This is a genomic window from Micromonospora sp. NPDC049139, from assembly GCF_055586845.1.
This window is the reverse complement of the sequence record NZ_JBVJHK010000002.1, coordinates 307,442-332,412: the sequence shown is the minus strand read 5'-3', so window position 1 is coordinate 332,412 and position 24,971 is coordinate 307,442. Positions and strand designations below refer to the sequence as shown.

The following is a 24,971-nucleotide window of genomic DNA, read 5'->3' as shown; positions in this document are numbered from 1 at the left end:
TCAGCTCTTGCCGGTCACCATCGCCGACCATAGTGCCGGGAACTCGGGCATCGTCTTCGAGGTACACGCCACGTCGCTCAGCTCGATGCCCGGAACGGCCAGGCCGGCCACCGCCGCCGCGTGCGCCATCCGGTGGTCGTGGTAGGTCTCGAACACCCCGCCGCGCAGCGGCCGGGGCCGGATCTCCAGCCCGTCGGGGGACTCCGTGATGTCCGCGCCGAGCGCGGCGAACTCCCGCGCCAGCGCGGTCAGCCGGTCGGTCTCGTGGCCCCGGATGTGACCGACGCCCGTGAACCGGGACGGCGAGTCGGCGAGCATGGCCAGCGCGGTCAGCGCGGGCGTCAGCTCGCTGACGTCGGAGAGATCGGCGTCGAGGCCGTGCACCGTGCCGGTGCCCCGGACGGTCAGCCCGGCGGTGGAGAGGGTCACCTCGCCGCCCATCCGGTGCAGCAGCGAGCGGAGCTGCTCCACCGGCTGCGCGCTGCTGCGCGGCCAGCCCTGGAGGGTCACCTCGCCGCCGGTGACCAGGGCCGCGGCGAAGAACGGCACGGCGCCCGACAGGTCCGGCTCGATCTCCCAGCCGCGCCCGGCCAGCGGGCCCGGCTCGACGACCCAGACGTCGGGGGTGCTGTCGTCGACGGCCGCGCCGGCGGCCCGCAGCATCTGCACCGTCATCCGCAGGTGCGGCGCGGAGGGCACCGGGGGACCCACGTGCCGGACCACCACGCCCCGGTCGAAGCGCGGGGCGGCCAGCAGCAGCCCGGAGACGAGCTGGCTGGAGGCCGAGGCGTCGATCACCACCTCGCCGCCGGCCACCCGCCCGCCGCCGAGCACGGTCAGCGGCAGGCTGCCGGTGGCGGGGGCGTCCACGCGTACGCCGAGGGAGCGCAGCGCGCCGATCAGCGGGCCGAGCGGCCGGGTGCGGGCCTGCGGGTCGCCGTCGAAGGTGATCCGCCCGTCGGCCAGGCCGGCCACGGGCGGGACGAAGCGCATCACCGTGCCGGCCAGGCCGACGTCGACGTGCGCGGGACCGACCAGCGGGTGCGGCCGGACCAGCCAGCGTTCGTCGTCGCTGATCGACATGTGCGCGCCCAGCGCGCGCAGCCCGGCGGCCATCAGCTCGGTGTCCCGGGCGCGCAGCGGCCCGGCCAGGGTCGAGGGACCGCTGGCCAGCGCGCTCAGCACCAGGGCTCGGGCGGTCATCGACTTGGAGCCGGGCAGGCGCAGCGTGGCCGTGACCGGGTCGGAGGCGGTCGGAGCGGTCCACGGCTGCGGCGGCCGGGTCGCGGTCAGGTTCCCCACGGTTACATTCTGCCGTGTCCGCCGGGGATGACGCCCGGCACCGTCCCGGCTCCCGGCCAGCGGGACAGCCGGGCGACGCCCGGCGGGTTAGCGTGTGCGGCATGTGCGGGAGGTACGCGACGACCCGGAGCGCGGGCGACCTGAGCGCGCTGTTCGAGTCCCATGACGAGACCGGCGGCCGGCTCGACCCCGACCACAACGTCGCGCCCACCGACCCGGTGCCGCTGGTGCGGGTCAGCCCGGAGGGCCACCGCGCGCTGTCGGTCGGGCGCTGGGGGCTGGTGCCGGCCTGGTCCCGGTCGCCCGCCGGCGCCGCCCGCATGATCAACGCCCGCGCCGAGACGGTCGCCACCAGCCGGGCGTACGCCGGCGCGTTCACCCGTCGCCGCTGCCTCGTTCCGGCCGACGGCTGGTACGAGTGGGTCCGCTCGCCCGGCGGGGGCAGGCAGGCGTACTACATGACCCCGCTGGACGGCTCCGTGCTCGCCTTCGCCGGCATCTGGTCGGTCTGGGAGGGGCCGGGCGGCCCGCTGCTGACGTGCAGCGTGCTGACCACCGCCGCGCTCGGTGAGTTAGCCGAGGTGCACGAGCGCATGCCGCTGCTGCTGCCCCGGCCGCGGTGGGAGTCGTGGCTGGCGGCCACCGACGAGCCGGCGGGCCTGCTCGCCCCGCCCCCGCTCGACTGGCTGGCGCGGCTGGAGATCCGTCCGGTGGGGCCGGCGGTGGGCAACGTGCGCAACGACGGGCCGGAGCTGATCGCCAGGGTGCCGGTCGCCCGCGTCGCCGCGCCGGAGGAAGTGACGCTTTTCTGACAGCGGCGGCACATTGTCGGGCGTGATTTGCCAGAGTTGCGGGCGAAACGTCGCCTGCTCGTTTACCCGTATTTGCCGTAGAGGCTTGTCCCCGTGTCCGTAAGTGCGATAGAACACAGCGCCGGTAGTGGGCGCGACTCGCACGGGGCGGACGACGCTCACCGATCTTGCCGGTCCCACGGGGGAGGTGGGTGGATTGACACGGGCACGCATGCCCCGCCCGCACGAGGTGGCCGCCGCACGACGAGATCCGCGACTGCTGCGGGCGTTGCGGGAGCGGCGACAGGACGAGGCTTGGCGGACCAGAGGAACCTGTCAGAGTGTCGACCCGGAAACGTTCTTTCCGGCGCCGAACGAGCCGGCAGACGCGGCTGTCGCGCTCTGCCGAAGTTGCGACGTGCAGGGCTCCTGCCTGGCCTGGGCGCTGGACGTGGGCGACTGCCACGGCGTCTGGGGTGGCACGACCCCGCGCGAGCGGCGGGCGATGCTGGTCGCCTGGCGCGACGAGGTGCAACCGGATCCGGACGCCGCCGACGAGGCGGGTCCGCCGGTCCGGGACCGTCTGCTCACGCTGGTGCCGCTGAGCTGACCGTCGACTGAGCCGGCCGGGGCCGGCCCGCGATCACGCGGGCCGGCCCCGCGTCGTGTCCCGGACGCCCCAGAATGGGCTGGTGCCCGAGACCGACGAGCTACCCACCCCACGCGGGCCCGCCCGGGTCGCCACGGACCTGCCGACCGGTCCGCCGACCGCTGTGCTGGCGCTCGGCCACGGCGCGGGCGGTGACGTCGACGCCCCCGACCTGCTCGCGCTCCGCGACGCGGCGGCCGGCGCGGGCCTGGTGGTGGCACGGGTGACCCAGCCGTACCGCGTGGCCGGCCGGCGCGCCCCGGCTCCGGCCGGGCACCTCGACGAGGCGTGGACCGCCGTGCTCGCCGTGCTGCGGGAGCGGCATCCCGGCGTACCCCTGCTGGTGGGTGGGCGCTCCAGCGGCGCGCGGGTGGCCTGCCGCACCGCGCGGGCGGTCGGCGCCGCCGGGGTGGTCGCGCTCGCATTCCCGCTGCACCCACCCGGCCGCCCGGAGCGGTCCCGGGCCTCGGAACTGGTGACCGGCCTGCCGACCCTGGTGGTCAACGGCGACCGCGACCCGTTCGGGGTGCCGGAGCCCGGGCCCGCGGTGCGCGTGGTCACCCGACCCGGGGAGCGGCACGACCTGCGGGGTGACCCGACCGGCACGGCCGCGGCGGTGCGCGACTGGCTGCGCGACCAGGGCTGGGCGCGGCCCTGACCCCGGCGTGCGACCTTCCCGTCCCGCGCGACCTCCGTCCCCGCCGCTCGTGGGCGCGAGCCTCCGTCCCGGCCCCGCTGGGCGCGGCCCGGTTGGTGGGCGGCCGACGCGCCGCGGGCGGGCGAGGACGCGCCCCGGGGGGGAAGGGGTGACGCTCCGGCCGGCCGTGTCCGGTGGCCGCGGCGGGTCGTTGCATCGGATGGCGCCGGACGCCCGGTTCGGGCGGCGGCGCCGGTCCTCCCAGGCCCTTCCTGGTCCCAGCGTCGGCGTCCCGCCGAGGCCGGGACCAGGAACGGGAGGCCCGGCCGGAATGCCCCGCGCGTCCGTGCCGTTGCACCCCCCGGACGACATTTCTGGCGAGGGGGGTGACCGGGTGCCGATCGAGACGCAGGCCCGGGAACGGGACGAGCGGGGAGCGCGGCAGCTTCGGCAGTTGCTGGGCGCTCCGGACTGGCCCGCGACGGCGCCGCCGGTCGGCGTGGCCGCGGTGAGCACGAGCACACCCGCCGGAAGTGAATCTGTGGGCAGGCCTGTGCGCGTATCCTCGGCGGGAAAGCATCCGACGCGAGGGGATGTGCGGTTGACCACCGAGAAGACGGACGAGCGCAGGGCCCGCTTCGAGCGGGACGCGATGCCCTTCGTCGATCAGCTCTACGCTGCCGGCCTGCGGATGACCCGCAACCCGGCGGATGCGGAGGACCTGGTCCAGGAGACCTACCTGAAGGCGTACGCCGCCTTCCACCAGTTCGAGCAGGGCACGAACCTGAAGGCCTGGCTCTACCGGATCCTGACCAACACCTACATCAACTCCTACCGCCGCCGGCAGCGCCAGCCCATCCAGGCGCCGACCGACGAGATCACCGACTGGCAGCTCGCCGAGGCCGAGTCGCACACCTCCAGCGGGCTGCGTTCGGCCGAGACCGAGGCGCTGGACCGGCTGCCGGACAGCGACGTCAAGGAGGCCCTCCAGCAGTTGCCGGAGGAGTTCCGCCTGGCCGTCTACCTCACCGACGTCGAGGGCTTCTCCTACAAGGAGGTCGCCGACATCATGGGCACGCCGATCGGCACGGTGATGTCGCGACTGCACCGGGGCCGACGTAATCTGCGCAAGCTGCTCGAGCAGTACGCCGCGGAGCGGGGCTTCACCGCCGCGTCGTCGAAGAAGGGCTCAACCGCTGCCGCCGGCCGGGAGGTGTGACGTGAGCTGTGGGGAACCGCACGAGACGGACTGCCGTGAGGTGCTGGCGGAGGTCTACCTCTACCTGGATCTGGAGTGCGCCGAGGAGCGGCGCACGCTGATCCGCTACCACCTCGACGAGTGCGGGCCGTGCCTGCGCGAGTACGGCATCGAGCAGGAGGTGAGGGCGCTGGTCGCCCGCTGCTGCGGCAACGAGACCGCGCCCGACCAGCTGCGGGAGCGGCTCCGGGTCCGGCTGACCGAGCTGGTCGTGTTCGAGAACAGCGAGTCGCGGGAGCTGGCCGACTGAGGCCGGCACCGACAGCAACGCCGGTGGCCCGGGTCGGAGACGACCCGGGCCACCGGCGTTTCGCTGTCTGATCGACGCCGGGCCGTGGGCCCGGCCGCCGGATCAGGAGTTGGGGCGCTTGCCGTGGTTGGCGCCGCTCTTCTTCCGGGCCTTCTTCTTCCGGGCCTTCTTCGCCATGGTGACCTCCTCGTGATGGTCGGATCCGCCTGCGCACGACCTCGGCGCCGGTGCACGCACCGGTCCTCCCGGCGCCGGGTCCGACCCGCTGATGCTAGTGCTGCCGGCACCCGTCGTGGTGCGCCGGGGCGGCCGGCCGTACGCGCGCCGCGCGACACGCCGGCCGCCTCCCCGCGTCGCCGCACTCCGGCCGGGCGGGACGCCGCGGCACGCCCGACCCGACAGTGGATCATCCGGACGCGACCGCTCCACGCCCGGCGCGGGGCGTCCGCATGATTGGATACGTCGGCAGGCAACAGGCGAGAGAAGGGGCCGTGGAGATGGCCGAGGAGATCCGCGCCGAGATGGTGGCGAACGTCTGGAAGGTCGTCGCGTCGGCCGGGGACACCGTGTCCGAGGGGGACACGCTGGTGATCCTGGAGTCGATGAAGATGGAGATCCCGGTCGTCGCCGAGTCCGACGGTGTCGTCAAGCAGCTCGCGGTCAACGAGGGCGACGTCGTGCAGGACGGGGACCTCATCGCGGTGATCGATTGACCGGCCTCGCGGTGCGGCGGGCCGGGCCGGCCGACTTCGCGGCGGTGGCCCGGCTGACGGTCGCCGCGTACGAGGCCGACGGTCAGCTCAAGGGGGAGCACGGCTACGCCACCGTGCTCGCCGACGTGGCGGCCCGGGCGGAGCACGGCGAAGTCCTCGTCGCCGCCGACCAGGAGACCGACGCGGTGCTCGGATCGGTGACGTTCGTCCTCCCCGGCAGCCGGTACGCGGAGCTGTCCGGGGCGGGCGAGGCGGAGTTCCGGATGCTGGCCGTGGACCCGGCCGCGCAGGGCCGGGGCGTCGGCGCGGCCCTGGTCGAGGCGTGCGTGTCCCGGGCGACCGAGCTGGGCTGCTCGGCGGTGGTGATCTGCGTCCGCAGCGGCTTCGCCGCCTCCGCCCAGCGGCTCTACCGGCGCCGGGGCTTCGTGCGCGTGCCGGAGCTGGACTGGTCGCCCCTGGCCGGGGTGGAACTGCTCGCCCTCCGGCTGGAGCTCACCGGCGCCTGATCCGGCCCGGGCCAGGCCGGGGCGGCGTGTCCGCCGGGGCAGCGGGCGTCAGGGCGCCTCCGTCGCGGCGGCGTCGCGCCCGGTCCCGATGGGGGCGAGCAGCTCGTCGGCCATCTCCAGCGCGAGCGTCCTCCGCTCCGCGTCGGTGATGCCCGGCGTGCGGATCGCGAACCAACTGCTGTGCACGGCGAAGAGCGACAGGATCGCGCGGAGCTGCGCGGCGGGCGAGTCGTCTCCCCGGCAGAGCATCTCGGCCAGCCGCAGCATCCGGCCGCGCATCTGCTGCCCGGCGGCGAGACTCTTCAGCACGGTCTGGTTCTGCTCGAAGAACCGCATCACCGACGGCTCGTCGCCGGTGAACATGGCGTCGGCGTACCGGCCGATCACGGCGCGCCGGGTGTCCCGGCTCGCCGGCTGCGACTCGGCCCAGGCGATGAGGGCGTCCATCAGCTCCAGCCGGTCCTCGACGACGCTGCTGACGATCTCGTCCTTGCTCTTGAAGTGGTAGTAGAGCGCGGCCTTCGTCACGTTCAGCCGTTCGGCGATCTCGCGCAGCGAGGTCTTCTCGTACCCCTGCTCGGTGAAGAGCTCCAGCGCGACGGACTTGATGCGCTCCCGCGTGCCGCCTGTGCTCTCCCTCACGTCTGCCACCCAATTCGCTTGACCGGTCCTGCCGACAAACTTACCGTGCGGCTAGTAAGTTAACTAGCCGGGCGGCAAGTAAGTGCGGCACATCTCGGGGGAGCTTACCCATGACGCAGGCAAGCCAGGCACCGGCACGACCCAACGTGCGGGTCGTGCTCTTCGGCCTGATGATCGCCATGATGCTGGCGATGCTCGACAACATGATCGTCAGCACGGCGCTACCGCGGATCGTGGGGGAGTTCGGCGGGCTCGACCACTTCACCTGGGTGGTGACGGCGTACGTGCTGGGCACCACGGTCTCGACCCCGATCTGGGGCAAGCTCGGCGACCTCTACGGGCGCAAGTCCGTCTTCCTCACCTCGGTGGTCGTCTTCCTGGTCGGCTCGGCGCTGTGCGGGATGGCCGGCTCCGACCTGTTCGGCGGGCCGGGCGACGGCATGGTCGAGCTGATCGCCTTCCGGGCGGTACAGGGCCTCGGCGCCGGCGGCCTGATGGTCGGCGTGATGGCGATCATCGGCGACCTGGTGCCGCCCCGGGAGCGGGGCCGCTACCAGGGCATGATCGCCGGCATCATGGCCATCGCGATGGTGGCCGGCCCGCTGGTCGGCGGCTTCATCACCGACCACCTCTCCTGGCGCTGGGCGTTCTACGTGAACCTGCCGCTGGGCGGCGTCGCGCTGCTGGTCCTCGCCACGACCATGCACCTGCCGAAGTACCGCACCGAGCACCGGATCGACTGGCTCGGCGCCGGGCTGCTCTCGGTCGGCATCACCGCGATCGTGCTCGTCACCACCTGGGGCGGCAACGAGTACGCGTGGGTGTCGCCGCAGATCCTCGGCCTGGCCGCGCTCGCCGCGGTCGCGCTGGTGGTCTTCGGTCTGGTCGAGCGGCGGGCCGCCGAACCGATCCTGCCGCTGGGGCTCTTCGCCAACCGCAACTTCGCGCTGATCTCCGTGATCGGCTTCCTGCTCGGCTTCGCGATGTTCGGCGCGATGAACTTCCTGCCGCTGTACCAGCAGACCGTGCAGGGCGCCTCGGCGACGAACTCCGGGCTGCTGCTGCTTCCGCTGATGTTCGGCATGCTGGTGGTCTCGCTGGTGGTCGGTCGCGCGATCACGAAGACCGGGCGGTACCGGATCTACCCGATCGTGGGCGGCGTGGTGATGACCGCGGGCTTGGCGCTGCTGACCCTGCTCGACGTGCACACCGGCAAGCTGGAGTCCTCGCTCTACATGATCGTGCTCGGCGTCGGCATGGGTTTCCTCATGCAGACCTCGATGCTCATCGCGCAGAACAGCGTGGCGCAGAAGGACCTGGGCGCGGCGAGCGGCGCCGCCACGTTCTTCCGCTCGATCGGCGGCTCGTTCGGCATCTCGCTGTTTGGCGCGATCTTCGCCAACCGGCTGGCCGACTCCCCGGCCGGCGGCGCGTTCAGCGGCGGCGGCGAGGCCGGCGCCGCGATGGACCTGGCGGAGCTCAAGGACCTGCCGGCGCAGGCGCGGGAACTGGTGCTCGGCGGCCTCGCCGACGCGATCTCGCACGTCTTCTGGTGGGCGGTGCTGTTCACCGTGGCCGTGCCGGTGCTGGCCTGGTTCATCAAGGAGATCCCGCTGCGGACCGCCAACGAGCCGCCGGCCCCGCAGGGCGCCGGTGAGGGGCAGGCCGAGGCCGCCCTCGGCAAGGCACCCGTCGCCTGACCCGCTTCAGGGTCGCCGGAGGCGGCCGGTGAGGCGGCGCCAGAGGCGGCGCAGGCCGGAGCGGGGGCGGGGGACCAGGGGGGTGGCGACCAGGGAGGTCGCCAGGGCCGTCGTCTCCGCGTCCAGGGCCGGCGTCGCCAGGGCCAGGTGGGCCAGGGACACCGCGACGGGCACCGGGCGCAGCCGCGCCACCGCCGCGACGTCGGCCAGCCGCTCGGCCACCACCCGCGCCACGTCGGGGCGCACCGCCGGGTCGACCCAGGCGGCGGTGACCATGGCGAACAGCGCCGCCTCGGTGATCCAGTCCTCGACGCCCCAGACCAGGTCCAGCAGCACCCGGCGGCGGGTCGAGGTCGCCCAGGGCTCGTCCGTGCGGTGGTGCAGCAGGCCGAGGCAGGCCCACACCTGGACGCAGCGCACCCAGAGCGAGGGGTCCTGCCCCAGCACCCGGCCCAGCGCGGTGGGCGGCGCGTCCGGCGGGTGCGCCAGCAGGCCGACCAGGTCGGCCAGGTCCAGGGTGGCCAGCCCCACCGCCGCGTCGTACGCCGCCGGGGGGTGTGGCCACGCCGGGTGGGCGAGCTGCCGCAGCCGCGCGGTCGCTTCCGCCGAGGGCGCCGGCACCGCGGGCGTGACCGTCGTCCCGTCCCAGCGCCAGAGCCGCCGGGCGTCCGCCCGCCGGGGCTCGCGCGGGTCCGGCTCCGGCACGCCGGCCACCTCGACCCGCAGCGCCGGCACGGCCGCGGCGACGGTCCGCAGCGCGCTCGGCGGCGCGGGCGACTCCAGCAGCACGGCGGCGCCGACCCCGCCGTGGTCGTCGGCGACGGCCTGACGCAGCGCGTCCACCACCGCCCCGGCCGCCGGGGTCACCTGCCCGAGCCAGGCCCGGCTGCGGCAGCACTCGGCCAGGTCGCCGTGCTCGTGCGAGTCGTCCGGGTGGTCCCGCACGAAGTCGGCGAGCGCGACCAGGTGCGCCACGTCGCCGTCGCGCTGGTGCCGCAGCCGGTGGGCGGTGTGCACGGCGCAGTCGAAGGTGGGGTCCCGGGCGAGGGCCCGGTCGATCCAGTCGAGCGCCTCGTCGAGCCGCCCGGTGTCGGCGAGGGTGCCGGCGATGTCGGCGTACACGGCGAGGTCGTCGGGGTCGTGCGCGACGGCGCGGCCGAGTGCCGCCAGCGCCTCCCGGGTGCGGCCGGCGCTGCGGTACGCGTACCCGAGCCACACCTCGCCGATCTTCGACGGCTCCGCGCGTACGCCCCGGGCGGCCCAGCGGACCGCCAGGGCGACCTCGCCGACCCGCCGGGCCAGCGCGGACGCCGCGCCCAGCAGCAGGCCGTGCTCGGCGTGGACGGTGACCGCGTTGCGGGCCAGCGCCAGGTAGGGGGCCAGCGCCGCCCGGTCGGCCCGGGGCGCCGGGTCGGGCACGGCGGCGCAGACCTGCATCAGGATGCGGGCGGTCCGGTCCGGTTCGAGGCGTTCGGCGAGTTCCGGCGCGGTCACCCAGGGCACGCCGGCCCAGTCCGCCCCCGGGGCGTGCCCGGTCGCGGCGACCAGCAGGTCCAGCCCCTCGGCGGGCCGGCCGGCGGCGGCCAGCAGGTGGGCGCGGGCGACCACGGCGCCGACGAAGGCGTGGTGGTGCAGCGGGAAGAGGTCCACGCCGCCGGCGCCGTCGGCGGCGGCGAGCCGGGCGAGCGTCTCGTGCACCTCGGGCAGGGTCGGGGCCTGGGCGAGCGCGGCGGCGACGTGCCCGGCCGCGTGCTCCAGGTCGCCGGAGTCCATGGCGAGCCGGGCGAGAGCAAGTTCCTCCGCCGCGGGCAGCGCCCGGTCGTCCTCGGCCACGGCGTCCTCTCACTCGTCGGTGCTCCGGTCGGCCGGGCAAGCCTAGGTGATGTTGCACCGACATGGTGATCAACTGCGCACTCCTGCTCGTTCGATTGCTCTGATCAGATCAAAGATGCAAGACTGAGCAGGAAACGCGCGGCAACCGCGCAGTGGGAGGAGTCTTCGTGACGCGTGCAGGGGCTGGCATGGCCGCCGACATCGACGAGCAGCCGGCGGGCTACGCCCGGCTGCTCTCCGCCGAACACGCCGGGCCGATCGCCCGGGTGGCGGCGGTCATCGCGGAGCGCCGACCCCGGCACGTGGTCTTCACCGCCCGGGGCACCTCCGACCACGCCGCCCTCTACGGGGCGTACCTGACCGAGATCCGGCTCGGCCTGCCCGCGGGGCTCGCCTCGCCCAGCGCCGTCACCGTCTACGGCGCCCGGCCGGACCTCTCCGACGCGCTGGTCGTCGGCGTCAGCCAGAGCGGCGGTTCGCCGGACCTCGCCGAGGTGCTGCGCACCGCCCGCGCCTCGGGCGCGCTGACCCTGGCCGTCACCAACGCGCCCGACTCCCCGCTGGCCGACGTCGCCGAGCTGAGCGTCGACATCGCCGCCGGGCACGAGCGCGCGGTGGCCGCCACCAAGACGTACACCGCCGAGCTGCTCGCCCTGCTGATGCTCGTCGAGGGCATCCGGGCCGGCGACGGCGCGCTGCCCGCCGACGAGCGCGACGCGCTCGCCGCCCTGCCCGAGCTGGCCGCCCGCACCCTGGACGACCCCACCCCGGCCCAGCTCGCGCCCCGCTACCGGTTCGCCGGCCAGCTCGTCACCACCGGCCGGGGGTACGCGTACCCGACCGCCCGCGAGGCCGCGCTGAAGCTGATGGAGACCTCCTACCTGCCGGCGCTGGCGTTCTCCGGCGCCGACCTGCTGCACGGCCCGCTCGCCATGACCGACCCCGACGTGCCGGTGCTCGCCGTGGTCGGCTCCGGGCCGGGCGGCCGGTCGATGGGCGAGGTGCTGCCCCGGCTCGGCGAGCGCCGCGCCGACGTGGTGGTGGTCGGCTCCGCCGACGTCGAGGGCGCCACCCGGATGGCCGTCCCCGAGGTCGACGAGCGGTACGCCCCGCTGCTGGACATCCTGCCGCTGCAGCGCCTGGCGCTGGCGCTGGCGCTGGCCCGGGGCGAGGACCCGGACGCGCCGCGCGGGTTGAAGAAGGTCACCGCGACGATGTGACGCCCGGCGTGGCACGCTGGTCAGCGTGTCCACGCTGCGCGACCTCGCCGAGGAGCACACCCGCCTCCGTCCGGCCGACATCGACCACCTGCACCGGATCGCCGGCGACTGGCAGTTGCTGTCCGACCTGTCCTTCGCCGACCTGCTGCTCTGGGTGCCCGTGGACGGTGACGGGACGTACCTCTGCGTCGCCCAGGTCCGGCCGACGACCGCCCCCACCGCGTACCTGGACGACCAGGTGGGGCGGATCGTCGGCGGGCCGGAGGTGGCCCACCTGGAGGTGGCCCACCGGCAGGGCCGGATCTGGCGGGAGGGCGACCCGGTCTGGTACGGCGACGTGCCCGCCCGGCACGAGGCGATCCCGGTCCGGCTGCGCACGACCGACGGCGAGGCCGGCGAGGTGGTCGCCGTGGTCGGGCGGGACACCAACCTCTCCACCGCGCGCACCCCGAGCCAGCTGGAGCTGAACTACCTCACCACCGCCGACGACCTGGCGCAGATGATCGCCGACGGCACCTTCCCGCCGCCGCGCCACCCGGGGGAGACCACCTCGGCGCCCCGCGTCGGCGACGGGCTGGTACGGCTCGACGCCGGCGGCAAGGTCACCTACGCCAGCCCGAACGCGCAGTCGGCGTACCGGCGGCTCGGCTACGCCTCGCACCTGGTGGGCGAGGACCTGGCGGCGCTGCACCGCCGGCTGGCCGGCGACCCGCTGGAGGGGACGGACGCGGCGAACGGCATCCTCGCCGCCCTGCGCGGCGAGGCGCCGCCCCGTCGGGAGATCGACGCCCGCGGTGCCACGATGCTCACCCGGGCGCTGCCGCTGATGCCCGCCGGGGTGCCGATCGGCGCGCTGGTGCTGGTCCGGGACATCACCGAGGTACGCCGCCGCGACCGCGCCCTGATCACCAAGGACGCCACCATCCGGGAGATCCACCACCGGGTGAAGAACAACCTCCAGACCGTCGCCGCCCTGCTGCGCCTCCAGGCCCGCCGGGTGTCGATGCCGGAGGCCCGGGTCGCCCTGGAGGAGTCGGTACGCCGGGTCGCCTCCATCGCGCTGGTACACGAGACCCTCTCCCTGTCCAGCGACGAGGCGGTCGAGTTCGACGGCATCGTGGACCGGGTGGCCAGCGCGGCGACCGAGGTGGCGGCGGCCGAGTCGACGGTCGGGATGCGGCGGACGGGCAGCTTCGGGGTGCTTCCCGCCGAGGTCGCCACGTCGTTGGTGATGGTCCTCAACGAGCTGCTGCTCAACGCCGTCGAGCACGGCTTCCCGCCGGCCGCCGAGGCGGCCGCCGCGCCGGACGCGGCCGGCGCGGTCGGCGCCGCGCCCGAGGTGGTGGTGTCGGCGCACCGGTTCCGGAAGATGCTGCACGTCTCGGTGACCGACAACGGGCGCGGGCTGCCGCCGGACTTCGACGCCGAGCGGGGCGGCAACCTCGGTCTGCAGATCGTCCGGGCGCTGGTGACCGGCGAGCTGCGCGGCACCATCGAACTGCGCGACGGCGCGAACGGCGGCACCGAGGCGACGCTCGTCGTGCCGCTGGCCCGCAGCGCCCCGGAGGGCCGCGCCGCCGGCTGACCCGCCGCGGGGCGGGCCCGGTCACCGTCGTCGTCCCGCCGCCGCGGCGGGTCAGCGGGTGAGCAGCGCGACGGTCAGGCCGGGGCGGTGCCAGACCCGTTCGACGGTGTAGCCGGCGCGCAGCGCGTCGCCCTTGGCGCCCGGCACGGTGGCCAGCGGGTCGTCGCGGCGGCCGGCCACGACCAGCCAGACCCGCTGCGCGCCGGCCAGGCACTCGGCCGGCTGGGCGCACTCGGCGGCCCACAGGTCGCCCCGGCGGGCCTGGTCCTCGGTGGCCAGCACGTCCCGGGGGCGGCGGCCGCCCAGGTGGTAGTCGAGGCCGAGGTCGAGGAAGAGCCAGCTCTCGCGGGGCGAGTAGACGACGGCGTCCCCCGGCCGCTGACCGTCGGCGACGACCCGGGCCGCCCCCCGGTAGTCGACCGGGGCGCTGCGTGGCCACTCGTGCGTCCGCCGCAGCGCCGCCTGGTCGGGCAGGCCGAGCAGCCCGGCCAGGGCCACCACGGCCAACGCGGGCGGCAGCGGCACCGTCGCGAGCGCCGCGCCGGCCAGCAGGCAGCCGAACGGCACGACGAAGAACAGGTAGCGGGACACCCAGAGGGGAACGACGGCACCGGCGGCGAAGAGCAGCAGCACCGGCAGCAGCACGGCGCACCCGGGCAGCAGGGCGCGCCGGCCGAGCCGGGCCGCCCCGAGCGCCGCCAGCCCCACCAGCAGCCCGCCCACCACGCCGCTCTGCGCCACCCCGCCCGGCAGCGCCGTCAGGTCGGTCAGCCGGACCGTGTCCACCCAGTCGAGCTGCCGGGACCGCTGGCCCCTGGCCAGCAGCACCAGCGGGGTCACCAGCAGCGCGGCCGGCAGCAGGGCGAGCGCCCAGCGCAGCGGGCGGCTCGGCGGCCCCTCGCGGTGGGCGGCGAGCACCGCCACCGCGTGCGCGGCGAGCAGGGTGAGCGCGACCAGATGGGTGAGGCCGAGGGCGGCCACGGCGGCGGCGTACGCGGCCCAGCGGGGCCACCCGGGCCGGGCCAGCGCCCCGACCAGGAGCAGGGTCGCCAGCACCGCGAAGAACGCCGCCAGCGCGTACGGGCGGGCCTCCTGGCCGTACCGCGAGGTGCCCGGGAGCACCGCGAGGAGCAGCCCGGCGAGCAGCCCCGCCCGGGTGCCGGCCAGCCGCTGCCCGAGTACGGCGGTCAACCCGGCGGTGGCGGCCATGGCCAGCGCGGCGGGCAGCCGCAGCGCGGCGACCGAGTCGCCCGCGAGCGCCACCCAGGCGTGCATGAACAGGTAGTAGGGGCCGGTGGCGGCGTCGATGGTGCCGGCGAGCCGGACCAGGTCCCCGGGTGACCGGGTCGCCGCGCTCCAGGTGGCCAACTCGTCGCGCCACGGTTGCGCGTGGCCGATCCCGGTCAGCACGACGGCCAGGGTGGCCAGCGTCGGGCCGACCCAGACCAGGCGAGGTGCGCGGACCGGCCCGCCGGGCGCGTCGCCGGCGGGCGGCGGCGCGGTCAGCCGGCCCGGACCGCCGGCAGACAAATCAGAAGAACCGGTCACATATCGCAGCGTCACACAGCCGTGCCGTGCCGTTGTGCCGGTCCACGGATCAGCCGCCGGCGTCGTTCCCGGAGCGCGTCGCCCGTGATGTGGGATCACGCACGCGCTCGTTGGCCGGCCCCCACCCGGTGTGGCAGCATGACTCCATGACCGCCGCCGTCGTCCGCCGCTTCGTGGCCCGCCGCCACGTCGACTACGGCCGCGTGCGCAGCGCCATCTGTCCGGCCCACTGACGACGCCCGACCAATCTGTCCCGGGCGCGCCCCCGCGCCGGCTGTTCCGACACCGTTGTCCCCAGCCCGTTCCGACGGGCCGGCCGCCGCGCCCGCGCATCCCGAGGCACCTCAGACAACGGAGGACGCCGCCATGGCGGTCAGCAGCATCCCGGCCCGGGCCGGCGATCCGACGGCCCCCCGACCGGCCCGGACCCCGCGCCGCCCGCGCGGCGAGGGCCAGTGGGCGCTCGGCCACCGCGAGCCGCTCAACGCCAACGAGCGGATCAAGAAGGACGACGACCCGCTGAACGTACGGGCCCGGATCGAGAACATCTACGCCCACCACGGGTTCGCCTCGATCGACCCGCAGGACCTGCGCGGCCGGTTCCGTTGGTGGGGCCTCTACACCCAGCGCAAGGCGGGCATCGACGGCGGTCGCACCGCGGTGCTGGAGCCGCACGAGCTGGAGGACGAGTTCTTCATGCTCCGGGTCCGGGTGGACGGGGGCGAGCTCAGCCTGGCGCAGCTGCGGGTGGTCGCGGAGATCTCCCGCGAGTTCGCCCGGGACACCGCCGACATCACCGACCGGCAGAACATCCAGTACCACTGGATCCGGGTCGAGGACGTGCCGGAGATCTGGCGCCGGCTGGAGTCCGTCGGCCTGCAGACCACCGAGGCGTGCGGCGACTGCCCCCGGGTCGTGCTGGGCAGCCCGGTGGCCGGCGTCGCCCGCGACGAGCTGGTCGACCCGACGCCGGCGCTCGACGAGATCGTCCGCCGGTACGTGGGCGACAAGCAGTTCTCCAACCTGCCGCGCAAGTTCAAGACCTCCATCTCCTGGCTGGCCGACACGCCCTACGAGACGAACGACATCGCGTTCCTCGGCGTGGACCACCCGGACCACGGCCCGGGCTTCGACGTCTGGGTGGGCGGCGGGCTGGCCACGAACCCGATGCTGGCCCAGCGGCTCGGCGTCTGGGTGCCGCTGGCCGAGGTGCCGGACGTCTGGGCCGGCGTGGTCGGCATCTTCCGCGACTACGGCTACCGCCGGCTGCGCAACCGCGCACGGCTGAAGTTCCTCGTCGCCGACTGGGGCGTGCCGAAGTTCCGCGAGGTGCTGGAGAAGGAGTACCTGGGCCGCGCCCTGCTCGACGGGCCGGCCCCCCAGCTGCCCGACAAGCCGGTGGACCACATCGGCGTGCACCCGCAGCGTGACGGGCGCAACTACGTCGGCGCCGCCCCGGTGGTGGGGCGGGTCTCCGGCGGGCAGCTCACGCGGCTGGCCGACGTCGTCGAGGCGCACGGCAGCGACCGGGTGCGGCTCACCCCGTACCAGAAGCTGCTGGTGCTCGACGTGGCGCCGGAGCGGACCGACGCGCTGGTGCGGGCGCTGCGGGAGATCGGGCTGGAGGCGCAGCCGTCGGCCTGGCGGCGCGGCACCATGGCGTGCACCGGCATCGAGTACTGCAAGCTGGCCATCGTCGAGACCAAGGCCCGGGGCGAGGAACTGGTGGCCCGGCTGGAGGAGCGGCTGCGCGACTTCGACGCCGACATCTCCATCCACCTCAACGGCTGCCCCAACGCCTGCGCCCGCACGCAGGTCGCCGACATCGGCCTGAAGGGCCAGCTGGTGGTCGGCCCGGACGGTCGCCAGGTGGAGGGCTTCCAGGTCCACCTCGGCGGCGGGCTCGGCATGGCCGAGGGGCAGACCGCCGGCTTCGGCCGCAAGCTGCGCGGCCTGAAGACCACCGCCGAGGAGCTTCCGGAGTACGTGGAACGCCTCGCCCGGCGCTACCTGGCCGGGCGGGAAGCGGGCGAGACGTTCGCCAACTGGGTGATCAGGGTCGACGAGGAGGAACTCCGATGAGCGAGACCCGTTCCGCGCCGCTGTACTGCCCCTACTGCGGCGAGGAGGATCTGCGGCCGAGCGAGGCCGGCCACGGCGCCTGGGAGTGCCACGCCTGCGCCCGGGTGTTCTCGGTGAGGTTCACCGGCCTGCTCGGCCGGGCGGTGGCCCGGTGAGCGGGGGCACGGGCGACTCGTCGGGCCTCGTCTCCGCGGCGGGCCTGGGCCTGGTCGGCGTCGGCGGCCCGAAGCCGGCCGACCCGGCGCGTCGCGACCCGGACGAGCTGCGTGCGCTGGCCGAGGAGGCCGGGCGGGAGTTGGAGGGTGCGCCCGCGCTGGAGATCGCCCGCTGGGCGACCGCGACTTTCGGCGACCGGTTCTGCGTCACCAGCTCGATGGCCGACGCCGTGCTGGCCCACCTGGTCTCGCGGGTCGCCCCCGGGGTGGACGTGGTCTTCCTCGACACCGGCCTGCACTTCCCGGAGACGCTGAGGGTCCGCGACGAGGTGGCCCGGACGCTGCCGGTGAACGTCCGGTCGATCCGGCCGCGGCTGACCGTCGGCCAGCAGGACGGCGAGTACGGCCCCCGGCTGTTCAACAAGTCCCCCGACGACTGCTGCCAGCTCCGGAAGGTCGAGCCGCTGGAGCGGGCGCTGGCCGGGTACGACGCCTGGGCCGCCGGGCTGCGTCGGGACGAGTCGCCGACCCGGGCGAACACGCCGGTGGTTACCTTCGACGCCCGCCGGGGCAAGGTCAAGGTCAACCCGATCGCGGCCTGGCGGCAGGCGGACGTGGACGCCTACGTCGCCCGCTGGAACGTGCCGGTGAACGAGCTGTTCAGGCAGGGCTACGGCTCGATCGGCTGCTGGCCCTGCACCCGCCGTACGAAGGCGGGGGAGGACCCGCGGGCCGGCCGGTGGGCCATGTTCGAGAAGACCGAGTGCGGCCTGCACGTCTGACCGGGCCGGGCCCGGCCGCTCCCGCACCGGGGGCGCCCGGGCCGTGGGGGGCGGCCGACCCCGTGGTCCTGGTCGCCCACGGCAGCCGGGATCCGCGGGCCGCCGAGGCGACCCTGGCGCTGGCCCGGGCGGTGTCGGCTGCCCGGCCCGGCACGCCGGTGCTGGCGAGCTGGCTGGACCACACCGAGCCGGGACCGGCCGCGGTGCTGCGGGACCTGGCCGACGCCGGGCATCCCCGGGCGGTGCTGGTGCCGCTGCTGCTCACCGCCGCGTACCACCGGCGGGTGGACATCCCGGCGGCGGTGGCGGCGGCCCACGCGGCGGGGCCGCCGATCGCGGTACGGGTGACCGACGTGCTCGGCCCCGCCGGCGGCGAGGTCGACGGCGGGCTGCTGGCCGGCCTGCGGCGGCGGTTGGGCGAGGCGGAGCCGGGGCGGTTCGACGGGCTGGTGCTCGCCGCCGCGGGCACGCGGGACGCCCGGGCGCGTGGGTCGGTGGGGCGGGTGGCAGCCGCGCTGCGCGCCGGTCTCGGGGTGCCCACCCGGGTGTCGTACGCCTCGGCCGCCCCGCCGGCCGTCGACGCGGCGGTGGCCCGGCTACGTGCCCGGGGCGCCCGGCGGGTGGCGGTGTCGGCCTACTTCCTGGCTCCCGGCCTCTTCCACGACGCCGTGGCCGGGGCGGCGCGGGAGGCCGGCGCGGTGGCGGTGTCCGCCCCGCTGACCGACGCCCCGGAGCTGGCCGACGTGGTCCTGCGGCGGGTCGACGCCGCCGTCGGGGTGGCCGGGGTCACGGCCCGACCGTGATCGGAAAGGCGCCCCGGTGGGTAGGTGAGCGGGGTGCGGACAGCGAGACGCCCCGGCGGGCGGACCCGGCCGGGGCGTGCAGCTGTGGTGCGTGGGATTAGGCGGAGTGAGCGCGCAGCACCCGGAGGCCACCGCGGCGCTTCACGGCGCGCCGCTCCTCCTCGCTCATCCCGCCCCAGACGCCAGCGTCCTGACCGGACTCCAGCGCCCACTGCAGGCACTGGTCGGTCACGGAGCAGCGCCGGCAGACGGCCTTGGCCTGCTCGACCTGCAGGAGAGCCGGTCCGGACGTCCCGATCGGGAAGAACAGCTCCGGGTCCTCGTCGCGGCAGACAGCATGGTGACGCCAGTCCATGGCGGCAACACTCCTCATTCTGGGTGGGTGGCAGATATTGCTTTGGTGCTTTTCCTATATGCATCCGCAGCGCCGACGGTGACGGTTCGCGTCCGCTTATTCGGCAGTGCGTGAGCAGGCTGTTGTTGGCCCCGCGGACCTGCTGGAACAGCTCAACCTGCCGAGCATATCCAGGCAATGTCCCGGTAACTCAAGTTCGCTTGTGAATACTTTCACGAACGCTCGGGATGTCAAGGGTGGCGCTCGGAAAAACTCCAGGCGGTGAGCAAGCCCACAACCCATTTGTCCGGATTCCGGCGTCTTCCCGGTTACCCGGCGTACCACAGCCGAGGATCAATATAGTACAGTCCGCGTGACATTGCTGACATTTCCGGCACCTGCCTCTCGGTGTGGCGGCCGCTCCGGTCGGTGCGGTCGTCGCCGCGTCGACCTACGGCAGTACCCGAGACCTAGCAGATTACTCTCAGTGCGGCGGGAATGGATGTGAATCTGACTTTCTCCCGCTCGCCGAGGTAGTCGCCGTCGAGCTGGAACGCCTGTGGGCGGGCCGAGAGCAGGGTGAACTCCGCGACGTCGTGCAGCCGCAGCACCTGGCGGCCGTGCGGGTCGGGCGTCCGGGCGAAGAACTGTGTCACCGTCCGTGTCGTACTGGCGACCCGGAGCTGCCGCAGCGCCAGCACGTCCAGGCCCAGGTCGAACGACGCCTCCGGGTTCGGGTTGACCTCCCGGTCGCCCAGGTACGTCCACGGCGCGGTGTTCTGGATGATGACCGTGGCCAGCTCGCCCTCCGCCGGCTCGCCCGGCCGCTCCAGGCTGATCGCCGGATGCCGACGGTCGGAGTTGAGGAAGTACTGGGCGACCGTGGCGCGGAAGTAGAGCGCGGGGGTGGAGACCCGGCCCCGCCGCCGGGCCTGCTCCACCCGGTGGATGACCGCCGCGTCGACGCCGAAGCCCGCGCAGAAGGTGAAGTAGCGGTCGTCGGCGCGGCCGAGCCCGATGGTCCGGTACCGGCCCAGCCGCAGGCCCTCCAGGATCATGCTGGCCCCGTCCGGCCAGTCCCTGGGCAGGCCGAGCGCCCGGGCGAAGACGTTGGTCGAGCCCCCGGGCACGGTCGCCAGGGCGGGCAGCCGCTCGGCCGGCGAGGCGGCGCCCGGCATGGTCGGCGGCTCGGCCGTCATCAGGCCGTTGACCACCTCGTTGACCGTGCCGTCGCCACCGAGCGTGACGACGACGTCGACGCCCTCCTCGGCCGCCTCCCGGGCGAGGTCGGTCGCGTGCCCGCGTCGCCGGGTGTAGCGCACGGAGAGGTCGACTTCGCTGCGCAGCGCCCGGACCAGCACGTCCCGGCTGCGCTCGCTCGTGGTGGTGGCCTTCGGATTGACCACCAGGACGGCCCGCATGGGCGGCACTGTACCGCGCGGTAGCCCGGGTATCGTGGCGCGCGTGACCATCGACTCGGACCCGATACCCGTCACCCTCCGCTGGGCGGTCCGGCTGCTGTGGGGCGAGGCGGTCGCCGTGGGGCTGGTCGCCGCGTGGCTGGTCTGGGCCGATCTCACCGCCACCACCACCGACCTCACCTCGGCGTTGCTGGTGACCGCGTTCGCGGTCGGTGCGGCGGCGGCGCTCTGGGCGCTCGGCGGCGCGCTGGCCCGACGCCGGGCGGGCGCCCGCGCCCCGGCGATCGTGCTCCAGCTCATGCTGCTGCCGGTGGGGTGGTTCATGGTCCAGGGCGGGGTGGCCTGGCTCGGCGTACCGCTGATGGCGCTCGGTCTCGGCGTCACCGCGCTGCTGGTGAGCACCCCGACCACGCGGGCCCTCGGCTTCGAGTGACGCCCCGCCGGGGGTGCCGGAGCGTCCGGCGGCGCACCGCCGGGGGCGGGCGGCTCAGTATCCGGAGGCGCGCCGGGTGAGCAGCGAGATGGTGGCCCGGCCGTCGGCGGCGCTCGCGGACGCCGACGTGGTGAGCGCGGTGAGCACCTTCCAGGCGAACGACGACTCCGCCGGCAGCGTGGCGCCCCGGACGGTCGGCACCGTCACCTCGACGGTGAGCGCGTCGTCGGTGACCGCGAACCGGCAGTCGAGTTCGGCGTCGCGGGTGGCGATGGCGAGCAGCATGGCGCACGCCTCGTCCACGGCGATGCGCAGGTCCTCGATCTCGTCGAGGGCGAACTGGAGCCGCGCCGCGAGCCCGGCGGTGGCGGTGCGCAACACCCCGAGGTAGCCCCCGTCCGCGGGCACGGTGAGGTGCACGACGTCGTCGTCGGTCGTCGGCTGCCCGGTCAGTTGAGTCACCACTCATCCCCCCGGTCGGGGACTCTACCCGCTCGGTCGCCCGGACGTGTGGGGGCCGCCACGTGCCTGCGCGGCCAGGCCGGCCAGGGCGTCCCCGCTGAGCCGGTAGGGGACCCACTCGGACATCTGCCGCGCCCCGATCGAGGCGTAGAAGCCGGCGGCCGGGTTCCAGTCGATCATCCACCACTCCAGCCGCTGGTAGCCCCGCTCCACGCAGATCGCGGCGAGGGTCGCCAGCAGCAGCCGCCCCGCGCCGGTGCCCCGGGCGGCCGGGCGGACGTAGAGGTCCTCCAGGTAGATGCCGTGCACCCCGGCCCAGGTGGAGAAGTTGAGGAACCACAGCGCGAAGCCCACCGGTTCGTCGTCGGCGTCGACGGCCACGTGCCCGTAGAGCGCCGGGGCCGGGCCACGACTGCTCCAGCTCGGCGCGTCCGACGCCGCGCCGCGACCTGGAGCAGACGCGAACAGGGCGGCGGTGAGCTGTTCCTCCGTGAGGTGGCACTCGTCGGCGGCGCGTTCGTACGCCGCCAGCTCGTGCACCATGGCGACGACGGCCGGCACGTCCCCGGGACGTGCCGGCCGGATCGTCGGCGGACCGGCGAGGGTCACGCCTTCTTGGTCTCCCAGAAGATCTTGGAGATCTCGTCGATCTTCTGCAGCAGCTCGTCGGCCTTGGCCGGGTCGGTGCCGCCCTTCGCGCCGGCGGCGCCGGCCAGCTTGGTGGCCTCGTTGAAGAGCTGGTGCAGGTGCGGGTACTTCTCGAAGTGGGCCGGCTTGAAGTAGTCGGTCCAGAGCACCCACAGGTGGTGCTTCACCAGGTCGGCGCGCTGCTCCTTGATCAGGATGGCGCGGGTGCGGAACTCCGGGTCGGTGTTGGCCTGGTACTTCTCGCAGATCGCCTTCACCGACTCGGCCTCGATCCGGGCCTGGGCCGGGTCGTAGACGCCGCAGGGCAGGTCGCAGTGGGCGCTGGCGGTCACGCGGGGCGTAAGGATGCGTGGAAGTCGCATCAGGATCCTCCATGGGAAGTTTGCGATGATCCAACACGACATTACTCCTGGACGCGTGCCGAGAGGCCGGGTGGAGGTGAAACCGATGGGGGCGGCTCACCCGGCAGGGGCACCCCGGCTGCGGTGGCCGCTGACCGCCGTGCTGGTGACCGGTCCGTCCATGTCGCCCACGCTGCGGCACGGCGACGCGGTGCTGGTCCGCCCCGGCGGGCGGGCCGTCCGCCCCGGCGACGTCGTGGTCGCGGTGTTCCGCAGCCGCCCCGAGCTGCTCGTGGTCAAGCGCGCGGTCCGCGCCGAGGACGGCGGCTGGTGGCTGGCCGGCGACAACGACCTCGTCACCGACGACTCCCGGGCGTACGGGGTGGCCGACGTGCGGGGCCGGGTGGTGGCGCGCTACTGGCCCCGCCCCGGACGGGTGCGTCGGCGTCGGTTATGACCCCGCTCACATCCGGGTGATGGTGGCGACACTATGCTCGGGGCGTGCCCGGGTGACCCCCGCACCGCGTGTCGCCGCTGGGCGCCTCACCTCGCGCCCGCGCCGGCCGCTCCGTCTGCTCGACAGATCCTGGAGTCACCATGTCATCGTCCACCGTGGACCCCGCTGATCCCGTCTTCCGGCTGCACCGGGGCGGCAAGATGGCCGTCGCCTCGACCGTCCCGCTGACAAGCCGGGAGGATCTCTCCCTCGCGTACACCCCGGGGGTGGCCCGGGTCTGCGAGGCGATCGCCGCCGACCCGAGCGTCGCCGACGACTACACCTGGGCCGCGCACACCGTGGCCGTCGTCACCGACGGCTCGGCCGTACTCGGGCTGGGCAACATCGGCCCGCGCGCGGCGCTGCCGGTGATGGAGGGCAAGGCGGTGCTGTTCAAGCAGTTCGCCGGCGTCGACGCCGTGCCGGTCTGCCTGGACACGCAGGACGTGGACGAGATCGTCGCGGTGGTGCGGGCGCTGGCGCCGTCGTTCGGCGGGATCAACCTGGAGGACATCAGCGCCCCGCGCTGCTTCGAGGTGGAGCGCCGGCTCGACGAGGCCCTGGACATCCCGGTCTTCCACGACGACCAGCACGGCACCGCGATCGTCGTGCTCGCCGCGCTGCGCAACGCCGCCACCCTGCTCAACCGCAAGCTCGGCGACCTGCGGGTGGCGGTCAGCGGCGCCGGCGCCGCCGGGGTGGCGGTGACGAAGATGCTGGTCGCCGGCGGCGTGGACCCGGACCAGGTGGTGGTCTGCGACTCCAAGGGCATCATCGGCCGGCACCGGGCCGGGCTGACCGGCACGAAGGCCGAGCTGGCCGCGATGACGAACGCCGACGGCCGCGAGGGCGACATCGCCGAGGCGCTGCGCGGCGCGGACGTGCTGATCGGCGTCTCCGGCGGGCAGATCCCGGAGCAGGCGGTGGCGGGCATGGCGGCGGGGGGCATCGTCTTCGCGCTGGCCAATCCGACGCCCGAGGTGCACCCCGAGGTGGCCGCCCGGCACGTGGCCGTCGTCGCCACCGGCCGCAGCGACTACCCCAACCAGATCAACAACGTGCTGGCGTTCCCGGGCGTGTTCCGGGGCGCGCTGGACGCCCGGGCCACCCGCATCACCGACGGCATGAAGGTGGCCGCCGCCGACGCCATCGCGGGCGTCGTGGCCGAGTCGCTCACCGCCGAGGCGATCGTCCCGTCCCCGCTCGACCCCCGGGTCGCCCCCGCGGTGGCTGAGGCGGTCGCCGAGGCCGCCCGCCGCGACGGCGTCACCCGCTGAGGTGTAAGGAAGGGCCCCTTCCTATCGCTATGCGATAGGAAGGGGCCCTTCCTTACACCCGTCGCACGGCGAGCAGCCCTTCTTGTCGGCCGTTCGGCTTGTTACCGTGCCGATCATGCGTGCCGCCTTCGCCTCCCGCCTCGACGACGCCAACCCGCTCGCCGCGCTCACCGTCGGCGAGCAGCCCGAGCCCACCCACCCGGCCGACGACTGGGTGACCGTGCAGGTGCGGGCCAGCTCCCTCAACCACCACGACCTCTGGTCGCTGCGCGGCGTGGGGCTGCGCGCGGAGCAACTGCCGATGATCCTCGGCTGCGACGCCGTCGGGGTGGACCCGGACGGCAACGAGGTCGTCGTCTACCCGGTGGTCGCCACCCCGGGCGACCCGCGCGGCGTCTCCATCCTCTCCGAGCACTTCCCCGGCACGCTGGCCGAGCGGGTCGCCGTGCCCCGGTCCAACCTGGTGCCGCTGCCGGCGGGCCTGGCGGCGACGGATGCGGCCTGCCTGCCGACCGCCTGGCTGACCGCGTGGCGGATGCTGACCACCGTGGGTCGGGTCGACGACGCCGACGCCGTGCTGGTCCAGGGCGCCGGGGGCGGCGTGGCGACCGCGGCCGTCGCGCTCGCCGCGGCGATGGGCAAGCGGGTGTACGCGACCAGCCGCGACGCCGGCAAGCGGGAGCGGATCGCCGAGCTGGGCGCCACCGCCGTCGAGCCCGGCACGCGGCTGCCCGAGCGGGTCGGCGTGGTGATCGAGACGGTCGGGGCGGCCACGTTCGACCACTCGCTGAAGTCCGCCGCGCCGATGGCCCGGATCGTGGTCTCCGGCGCGACCGCCGGGCACGAGCCGAAGGTCAACCTGCGCCGGGTCTTCGCCATGCAGCTGGAGATCCTGGGCACCTCGATGGGCACCCCCGACGAGCTGTCCGCCCTGCTCGCGTTCTGCGCCGAGCGGGGGGTGCGCCCGGTGGTGGACACGGTCGTCCCGTTCAGCCGGGTCGCCGACGCCTTCGCCCGCCTGCACTCCGGCGACGTCTTCGGCAAGGTCGTCGTCGACCACACCGCCTGACGGCCCCCGGCGGCCGCGCCCGCTCGCCGTCCGG

The 24,971-nt window shown here is 74.8% G+C and carries 28 protein-coding genes; 18 read left to right on the top strand and 10 right to left on the bottom strand.

Translation table 11 applies throughout. The features are described 5' to 3' along the window. Positions 1–1,302 (bottom strand): 3-phosphoshikimate 1-carboxyvinyltransferase, encoded by a 1,302-nt coding sequence (gene aroA / locus ACZ6Q9_RS05085; RefSeq protein ID WP_350703784.1) that lies wholly within the window; start codon positions 1,300–1,302, stop codon positions 1–3. 101 nt (positions 1,303–1,403) lie between these two features. Between aroA and ACZ6Q9_RS05080 the strand changes: the two genes are divergently transcribed. From ACZ6Q9_RS05080 to rsrA, 5 genes are all read left to right on the top strand, one after another. Continuing rightward, the gene (locus tag ACZ6Q9_RS05080; protein ID WP_396827853.1) at positions 1,404–2,114 is read left to right on the top strand and encodes an SOS response-associated peptidase; all 711 of its coding nucleotides are present in this window, start codon (positions 1,404–1,406) and stop codon (positions 2,112–2,114) included. Positions 2,115–2,310: 196 nt separating this feature from the next. Then, positions 2,311–2,703 (top strand): WhiB family transcriptional regulator, encoded by a 393-nt coding sequence (locus ACZ6Q9_RS05075; protein ID WP_350683209.1) that lies wholly within the window; start codon positions 2,311–2,313, stop codon positions 2,701–2,703. Positions 2,704–2,785: 82 nt separating this feature from the next. Continuing rightward, complete coding sequence (locus tag ACZ6Q9_RS05070) at positions 2,786–3,400, top strand: alpha/beta hydrolase family protein (protein ID WP_393450820.1); 615 nt, start codon at positions 2,786–2,788, stop codon at positions 3,398–3,400. Between the two features lie 373 nt (positions 3,401–3,773). Next, positions 3,774–4,598, top strand: a complete 825-nt coding sequence (locus tag ACZ6Q9_RS05065) for a sigma-70 family RNA polymerase sigma factor (protein ID WP_393261232.1) — start codon at positions 3,774–3,776, stop codon at positions 4,596–4,598. A gap of 1 nt (position 4,599) precedes the next feature. Further along, positions 4,600–4,887, top strand: a complete 288-nt coding sequence (rsrA, locus tag ACZ6Q9_RS05060; protein WP_350703776.1) for a mycothiol system anti-sigma-R factor — start codon at positions 4,600–4,602, stop codon at positions 4,885–4,887. 102 nt (positions 4,888–4,989) lie between these two features. Here rsrA and ACZ6Q9_RS05055 read toward each other — a convergent pair whose 3' ends face one another. Further along, a complete protein-coding gene (locus tag ACZ6Q9_RS05055; RefSeq protein ID WP_369700219.1) occupies positions 4,990–5,064 on the bottom strand; it encodes a 50S ribosomal protein bL37 in 75 nt (24 codons plus the stop codon). Between the two features lie 314 nt (positions 5,065–5,378). Here ACZ6Q9_RS05055 and ACZ6Q9_RS05050 point away from each other — a divergent pair, with 314 nt between their 5' ends. Both ACZ6Q9_RS05050 and ACZ6Q9_RS05045 read left to right on the top strand, forming a co-directional pair. Then, on the top strand, positions 5,379–5,600 hold the full coding sequence (locus ACZ6Q9_RS05050; RefSeq protein ID WP_176737378.1) for a biotin/lipoyl-binding carrier protein: 222 nt from the start codon (positions 5,379–5,381) through the stop codon (positions 5,598–5,600). Next, positions 5,597–6,106, top strand: coding sequence for a GNAT family N-acetyltransferase (locus ACZ6Q9_RS05045; protein ID WP_393261230.1), 510 nt, complete (start codon positions 5,597–5,599; stop codon positions 6,104–6,106). Before ACZ6Q9_RS05050 ends, ACZ6Q9_RS05045 begins: the two co-directional genes overlap by 4 nt. A 48-nt stretch (positions 6,107–6,154) precedes the next feature. Here ACZ6Q9_RS05045 and ACZ6Q9_RS05040 read toward each other — a convergent pair whose 3' ends face one another. Continuing rightward, entirely contained in the window at positions 6,155–6,748 is a 594-nt protein-coding gene (locus ACZ6Q9_RS05040; RefSeq protein WP_393261228.1) for a TetR/AcrR family transcriptional regulator, read from the bottom strand. Positions 6,749–6,858: 110 nt separating this feature from the next. Between ACZ6Q9_RS05040 and ACZ6Q9_RS05035 the strand changes: the two genes are divergently transcribed. After that, positions 6,859–8,448 carry an MDR family MFS transporter gene (locus ACZ6Q9_RS05035; RefSeq protein ID WP_393450823.1) on the top strand — a complete coding sequence of 530 codons (1,590 nt, stop codon included), beginning with the start codon at positions 6,859–6,861 and terminating at the stop codon, positions 8,446–8,448. Between the two features lie 6 nt (positions 8,449–8,454). On the opposite strand, the gene ACZ6Q9_RS05030 is transcribed toward ACZ6Q9_RS05035, so the two are convergent. After that, a complete protein-coding gene (locus ACZ6Q9_RS05030) occupies positions 8,455–10,281 on the bottom strand; it encodes a tetratricopeptide repeat protein (RefSeq protein WP_396827849.1) in 1,827 nt (608 codons plus the stop codon). A 188-nt stretch (positions 10,282–10,469) separates the two neighbouring features. Between ACZ6Q9_RS05030 and ACZ6Q9_RS05025 the strand changes: the two genes are divergently transcribed. Then, complete coding sequence (locus ACZ6Q9_RS05025) at positions 10,470–11,501, top strand: SIS domain-containing protein (RefSeq protein WP_350704155.1); 1,032 nt, start codon at positions 10,470–10,472, stop codon at positions 11,499–11,501. Positions 11,502–11,526: 25 nt separating this feature from the next. Continuing rightward, a complete protein-coding gene (locus ACZ6Q9_RS05020; protein ID WP_393450829.1) occupies positions 11,527–13,086 on the top strand; it encodes a histidine kinase N-terminal domain-containing protein in 1,560 nt (519 codons plus the stop codon). Positions 13,087–13,137: 51 nt separating this feature from the next. Here the strand turns inward: ACZ6Q9_RS05020 and ACZ6Q9_RS05015 are convergent, their stop codons facing one another. After that, positions 13,138–14,592 (bottom strand): glycosyltransferase family 39 protein, encoded by a 1,455-nt coding sequence (locus tag ACZ6Q9_RS05015; RefSeq protein ID WP_396828020.1) that lies wholly within the window; start codon positions 14,590–14,592, stop codon positions 13,138–13,140. Between the two features lie 408 nt (positions 14,593–15,000). On the opposite strand from ACZ6Q9_RS05015, the gene ACZ6Q9_RS05010 reads away from it, so the two are divergent. From ACZ6Q9_RS05010 to ACZ6Q9_RS04995, 4 genes are read left to right on the top strand one after another with little or no spacing between them, the layout of a single operon-like run. Further along, positions 15,001–16,716: a nitrite/sulfite reductase gene (locus ACZ6Q9_RS05010; RefSeq protein ID WP_393450832.1), complete on the top strand. Its 1,716-nt coding sequence runs from the start codon at positions 15,001–15,003 to the stop codon at positions 16,714–16,716. Next, the gene (locus ACZ6Q9_RS05005) at positions 16,713–16,871 is read left to right on the top strand and encodes a hypothetical protein (RefSeq protein WP_350703763.1); all 159 of its coding nucleotides are present in this window, start codon (positions 16,713–16,715) and stop codon (positions 16,869–16,871) included. Before ACZ6Q9_RS05010 ends, ACZ6Q9_RS05005 begins: the two co-directional genes overlap by 4 nt. Continuing rightward, a complete protein-coding gene (locus tag ACZ6Q9_RS05000) occupies positions 16,868–17,653 on the top strand; it encodes a phosphoadenylyl-sulfate reductase (RefSeq protein WP_396827847.1) in 786 nt (261 codons plus the stop codon). The genes ACZ6Q9_RS05005 and ACZ6Q9_RS05000 overlap by 4 nt, the downstream gene beginning before the upstream one ends. Next, entirely contained in the window at positions 17,635–18,456 is an 822-nt protein-coding gene (locus tag ACZ6Q9_RS04995) for a sirohydrochlorin chelatase (protein ID WP_393450835.1), read from the top strand. Before ACZ6Q9_RS05000 ends, ACZ6Q9_RS04995 begins: the two co-directional genes overlap by 19 nt. 97 nt (positions 18,457–18,553) lie before the next feature. Here ACZ6Q9_RS04995 and ACZ6Q9_RS04990 read toward each other — a convergent pair whose 3' ends face one another. Together ACZ6Q9_RS04990 and ACZ6Q9_RS04985 are read right to left on the bottom strand one after the other, a co-directional pair. Beyond that, positions 18,554–18,811, bottom strand: coding sequence for a WhiB family transcriptional regulator (locus ACZ6Q9_RS04990; RefSeq protein WP_007072794.1), 258 nt, complete (start codon positions 18,809–18,811; stop codon positions 18,554–18,556). A gap of 449 nt (positions 18,812–19,260) precedes the next feature. Continuing rightward, on the bottom strand, positions 19,261–20,211 hold the full coding sequence (locus tag ACZ6Q9_RS04985) for a diacylglycerol/lipid kinase family protein (protein WP_350703759.1): 951 nt from the start codon (positions 20,209–20,211) through the stop codon (positions 19,261–19,263). Positions 20,212–20,254: 43 nt separating this feature from the next. On the opposite strand from ACZ6Q9_RS04985, the gene ACZ6Q9_RS04980 reads away from it, so the two are divergent. Further along, positions 20,255–20,644, top strand: a complete 390-nt coding sequence (locus ACZ6Q9_RS04980; RefSeq protein WP_357698147.1) for a hypothetical protein — start codon at positions 20,255–20,257, stop codon at positions 20,642–20,644. 54 nt (positions 20,645–20,698) lie between these two features. On the opposite strand, the gene ACZ6Q9_RS04975 is transcribed toward ACZ6Q9_RS04980, so the two are convergent. Genes ACZ6Q9_RS04975 through sodN form a run of 3 tightly spaced genes read right to left on the bottom strand, consistent with a single transcriptional unit; the run spans position 20,699 to position 22,116 of the window. Continuing rightward, the gene (locus tag ACZ6Q9_RS04975) at positions 20,699–21,106 is read right to left on the bottom strand and encodes an ATP-binding protein (RefSeq protein ID WP_350703755.1); all 408 of its coding nucleotides are present in this window, start codon (positions 21,104–21,106) and stop codon (positions 20,699–20,701) included. A gap of 24 nt (positions 21,107–21,130) precedes the next feature. Next, the gene (locus ACZ6Q9_RS04970; RefSeq protein ID WP_396827844.1) at positions 21,131–21,715 is read right to left on the bottom strand and encodes a GNAT family N-acetyltransferase; all 585 of its coding nucleotides are present in this window, start codon (positions 21,713–21,715) and stop codon (positions 21,131–21,133) included. Beyond that, positions 21,712–22,116 (bottom strand): superoxide dismutase, Ni, encoded by a 405-nt coding sequence (gene sodN, locus ACZ6Q9_RS04965; RefSeq protein ID WP_357462334.1) that lies wholly within the window; start codon positions 22,114–22,116, stop codon positions 21,712–21,714. The genes ACZ6Q9_RS04970 and sodN overlap by 4 nt, the downstream gene beginning before the upstream one ends. Positions 22,117–22,201: 85 nt before the next feature. On the opposite strand from sodN, the gene ACZ6Q9_RS04960 reads away from it, so the two are divergent. The 3 genes from ACZ6Q9_RS04960 to ACZ6Q9_RS04950 all read left to right on the top strand — a co-directional run bounded on the left by ACZ6Q9_RS04960 (position 22,202) and on the right by ACZ6Q9_RS04950 (position 24,937). Continuing rightward, a complete protein-coding gene (locus ACZ6Q9_RS04960) occupies positions 22,202–22,552 on the top strand; it encodes a S24/S26 family peptidase (protein ID WP_393261207.1) in 351 nt (116 codons plus the stop codon). Between the two features lie 140 nt (positions 22,553–22,692). Beyond that, on the top strand, positions 22,693–23,868 hold the full coding sequence (locus tag ACZ6Q9_RS04955; RefSeq protein WP_396827842.1) for an NADP-dependent malic enzyme: 1,176 nt from the start codon (positions 22,693–22,695) through the stop codon (positions 23,866–23,868). A gap of 106 nt (positions 23,869–23,974) precedes the next feature. Next, positions 23,975–24,937 (top strand): zinc-binding dehydrogenase, encoded by a 963-nt coding sequence (locus tag ACZ6Q9_RS04950; RefSeq protein ID WP_396827840.1) that lies wholly within the window; start codon positions 23,975–23,977, stop codon positions 24,935–24,937. Positions 24,938–24,971 lie beyond the last annotated feature (34 nt).

Coding starts and splice junctions, on each gene's coding strand:
- ACZ6Q9_RS05080 (WP_396827853.1), top strand. CDS start 1,404: ATGTGCGGGAGGTACGCGACGACCCGGAGCGCGGGCGACCTGAGCGCG.
- ACZ6Q9_RS05035 (WP_393450823.1), top strand. CDS start 6,859: ATGACGCAGGCAAGCCAGGCACCGGCACGACCCAACGTGCGGGTCGTG.
- ACZ6Q9_RS04990 (WP_007072794.1), bottom strand. CDS start 18,811: ATGGACTGGCGTCACCATGCTGTCTGCCGCGACGAGGACCCGGAGCTG.
- ACZ6Q9_RS05010 (WP_393450832.1), top strand. CDS start 15,001: ATGGCGGTCAGCAGCATCCCGGCCCGGGCCGGCGATCCGACGGCCCCC.
- ACZ6Q9_RS04960 (WP_393261207.1), top strand. CDS start 22,202: ATGGGGGCGGCTCACCCGGCAGGGGCACCCCGGCTGCGGTGGCCGCTG.
- sodN (WP_357462334.1), bottom strand. CDS start 22,116: ATGCGACTTCCACGCATCCTTACGCCCCGCGTGACCGCCAGCGCCCAC.
- ACZ6Q9_RS04985 (WP_350703759.1), bottom strand. CDS start 20,211: ATGCGGGCCGTCCTGGTGGTCAATCCGAAGGCCACCACCACGAGCGAG.
- ACZ6Q9_RS05025 (WP_350704155.1), top strand. CDS start 10,470: ATGGCCGCCGACATCGACGAGCAGCCGGCGGGCTACGCCCGGCTGCTC.
- ACZ6Q9_RS05005 (WP_350703763.1), top strand. CDS start 16,713: ATGAGCGAGACCCGTTCCGCGCCGCTGTACTGCCCCTACTGCGGCGAG.
- ACZ6Q9_RS04955 (WP_396827842.1), top strand. CDS start 22,693: ATGTCATCGTCCACCGTGGACCCCGCTGATCCCGTCTTCCGGCTGCAC.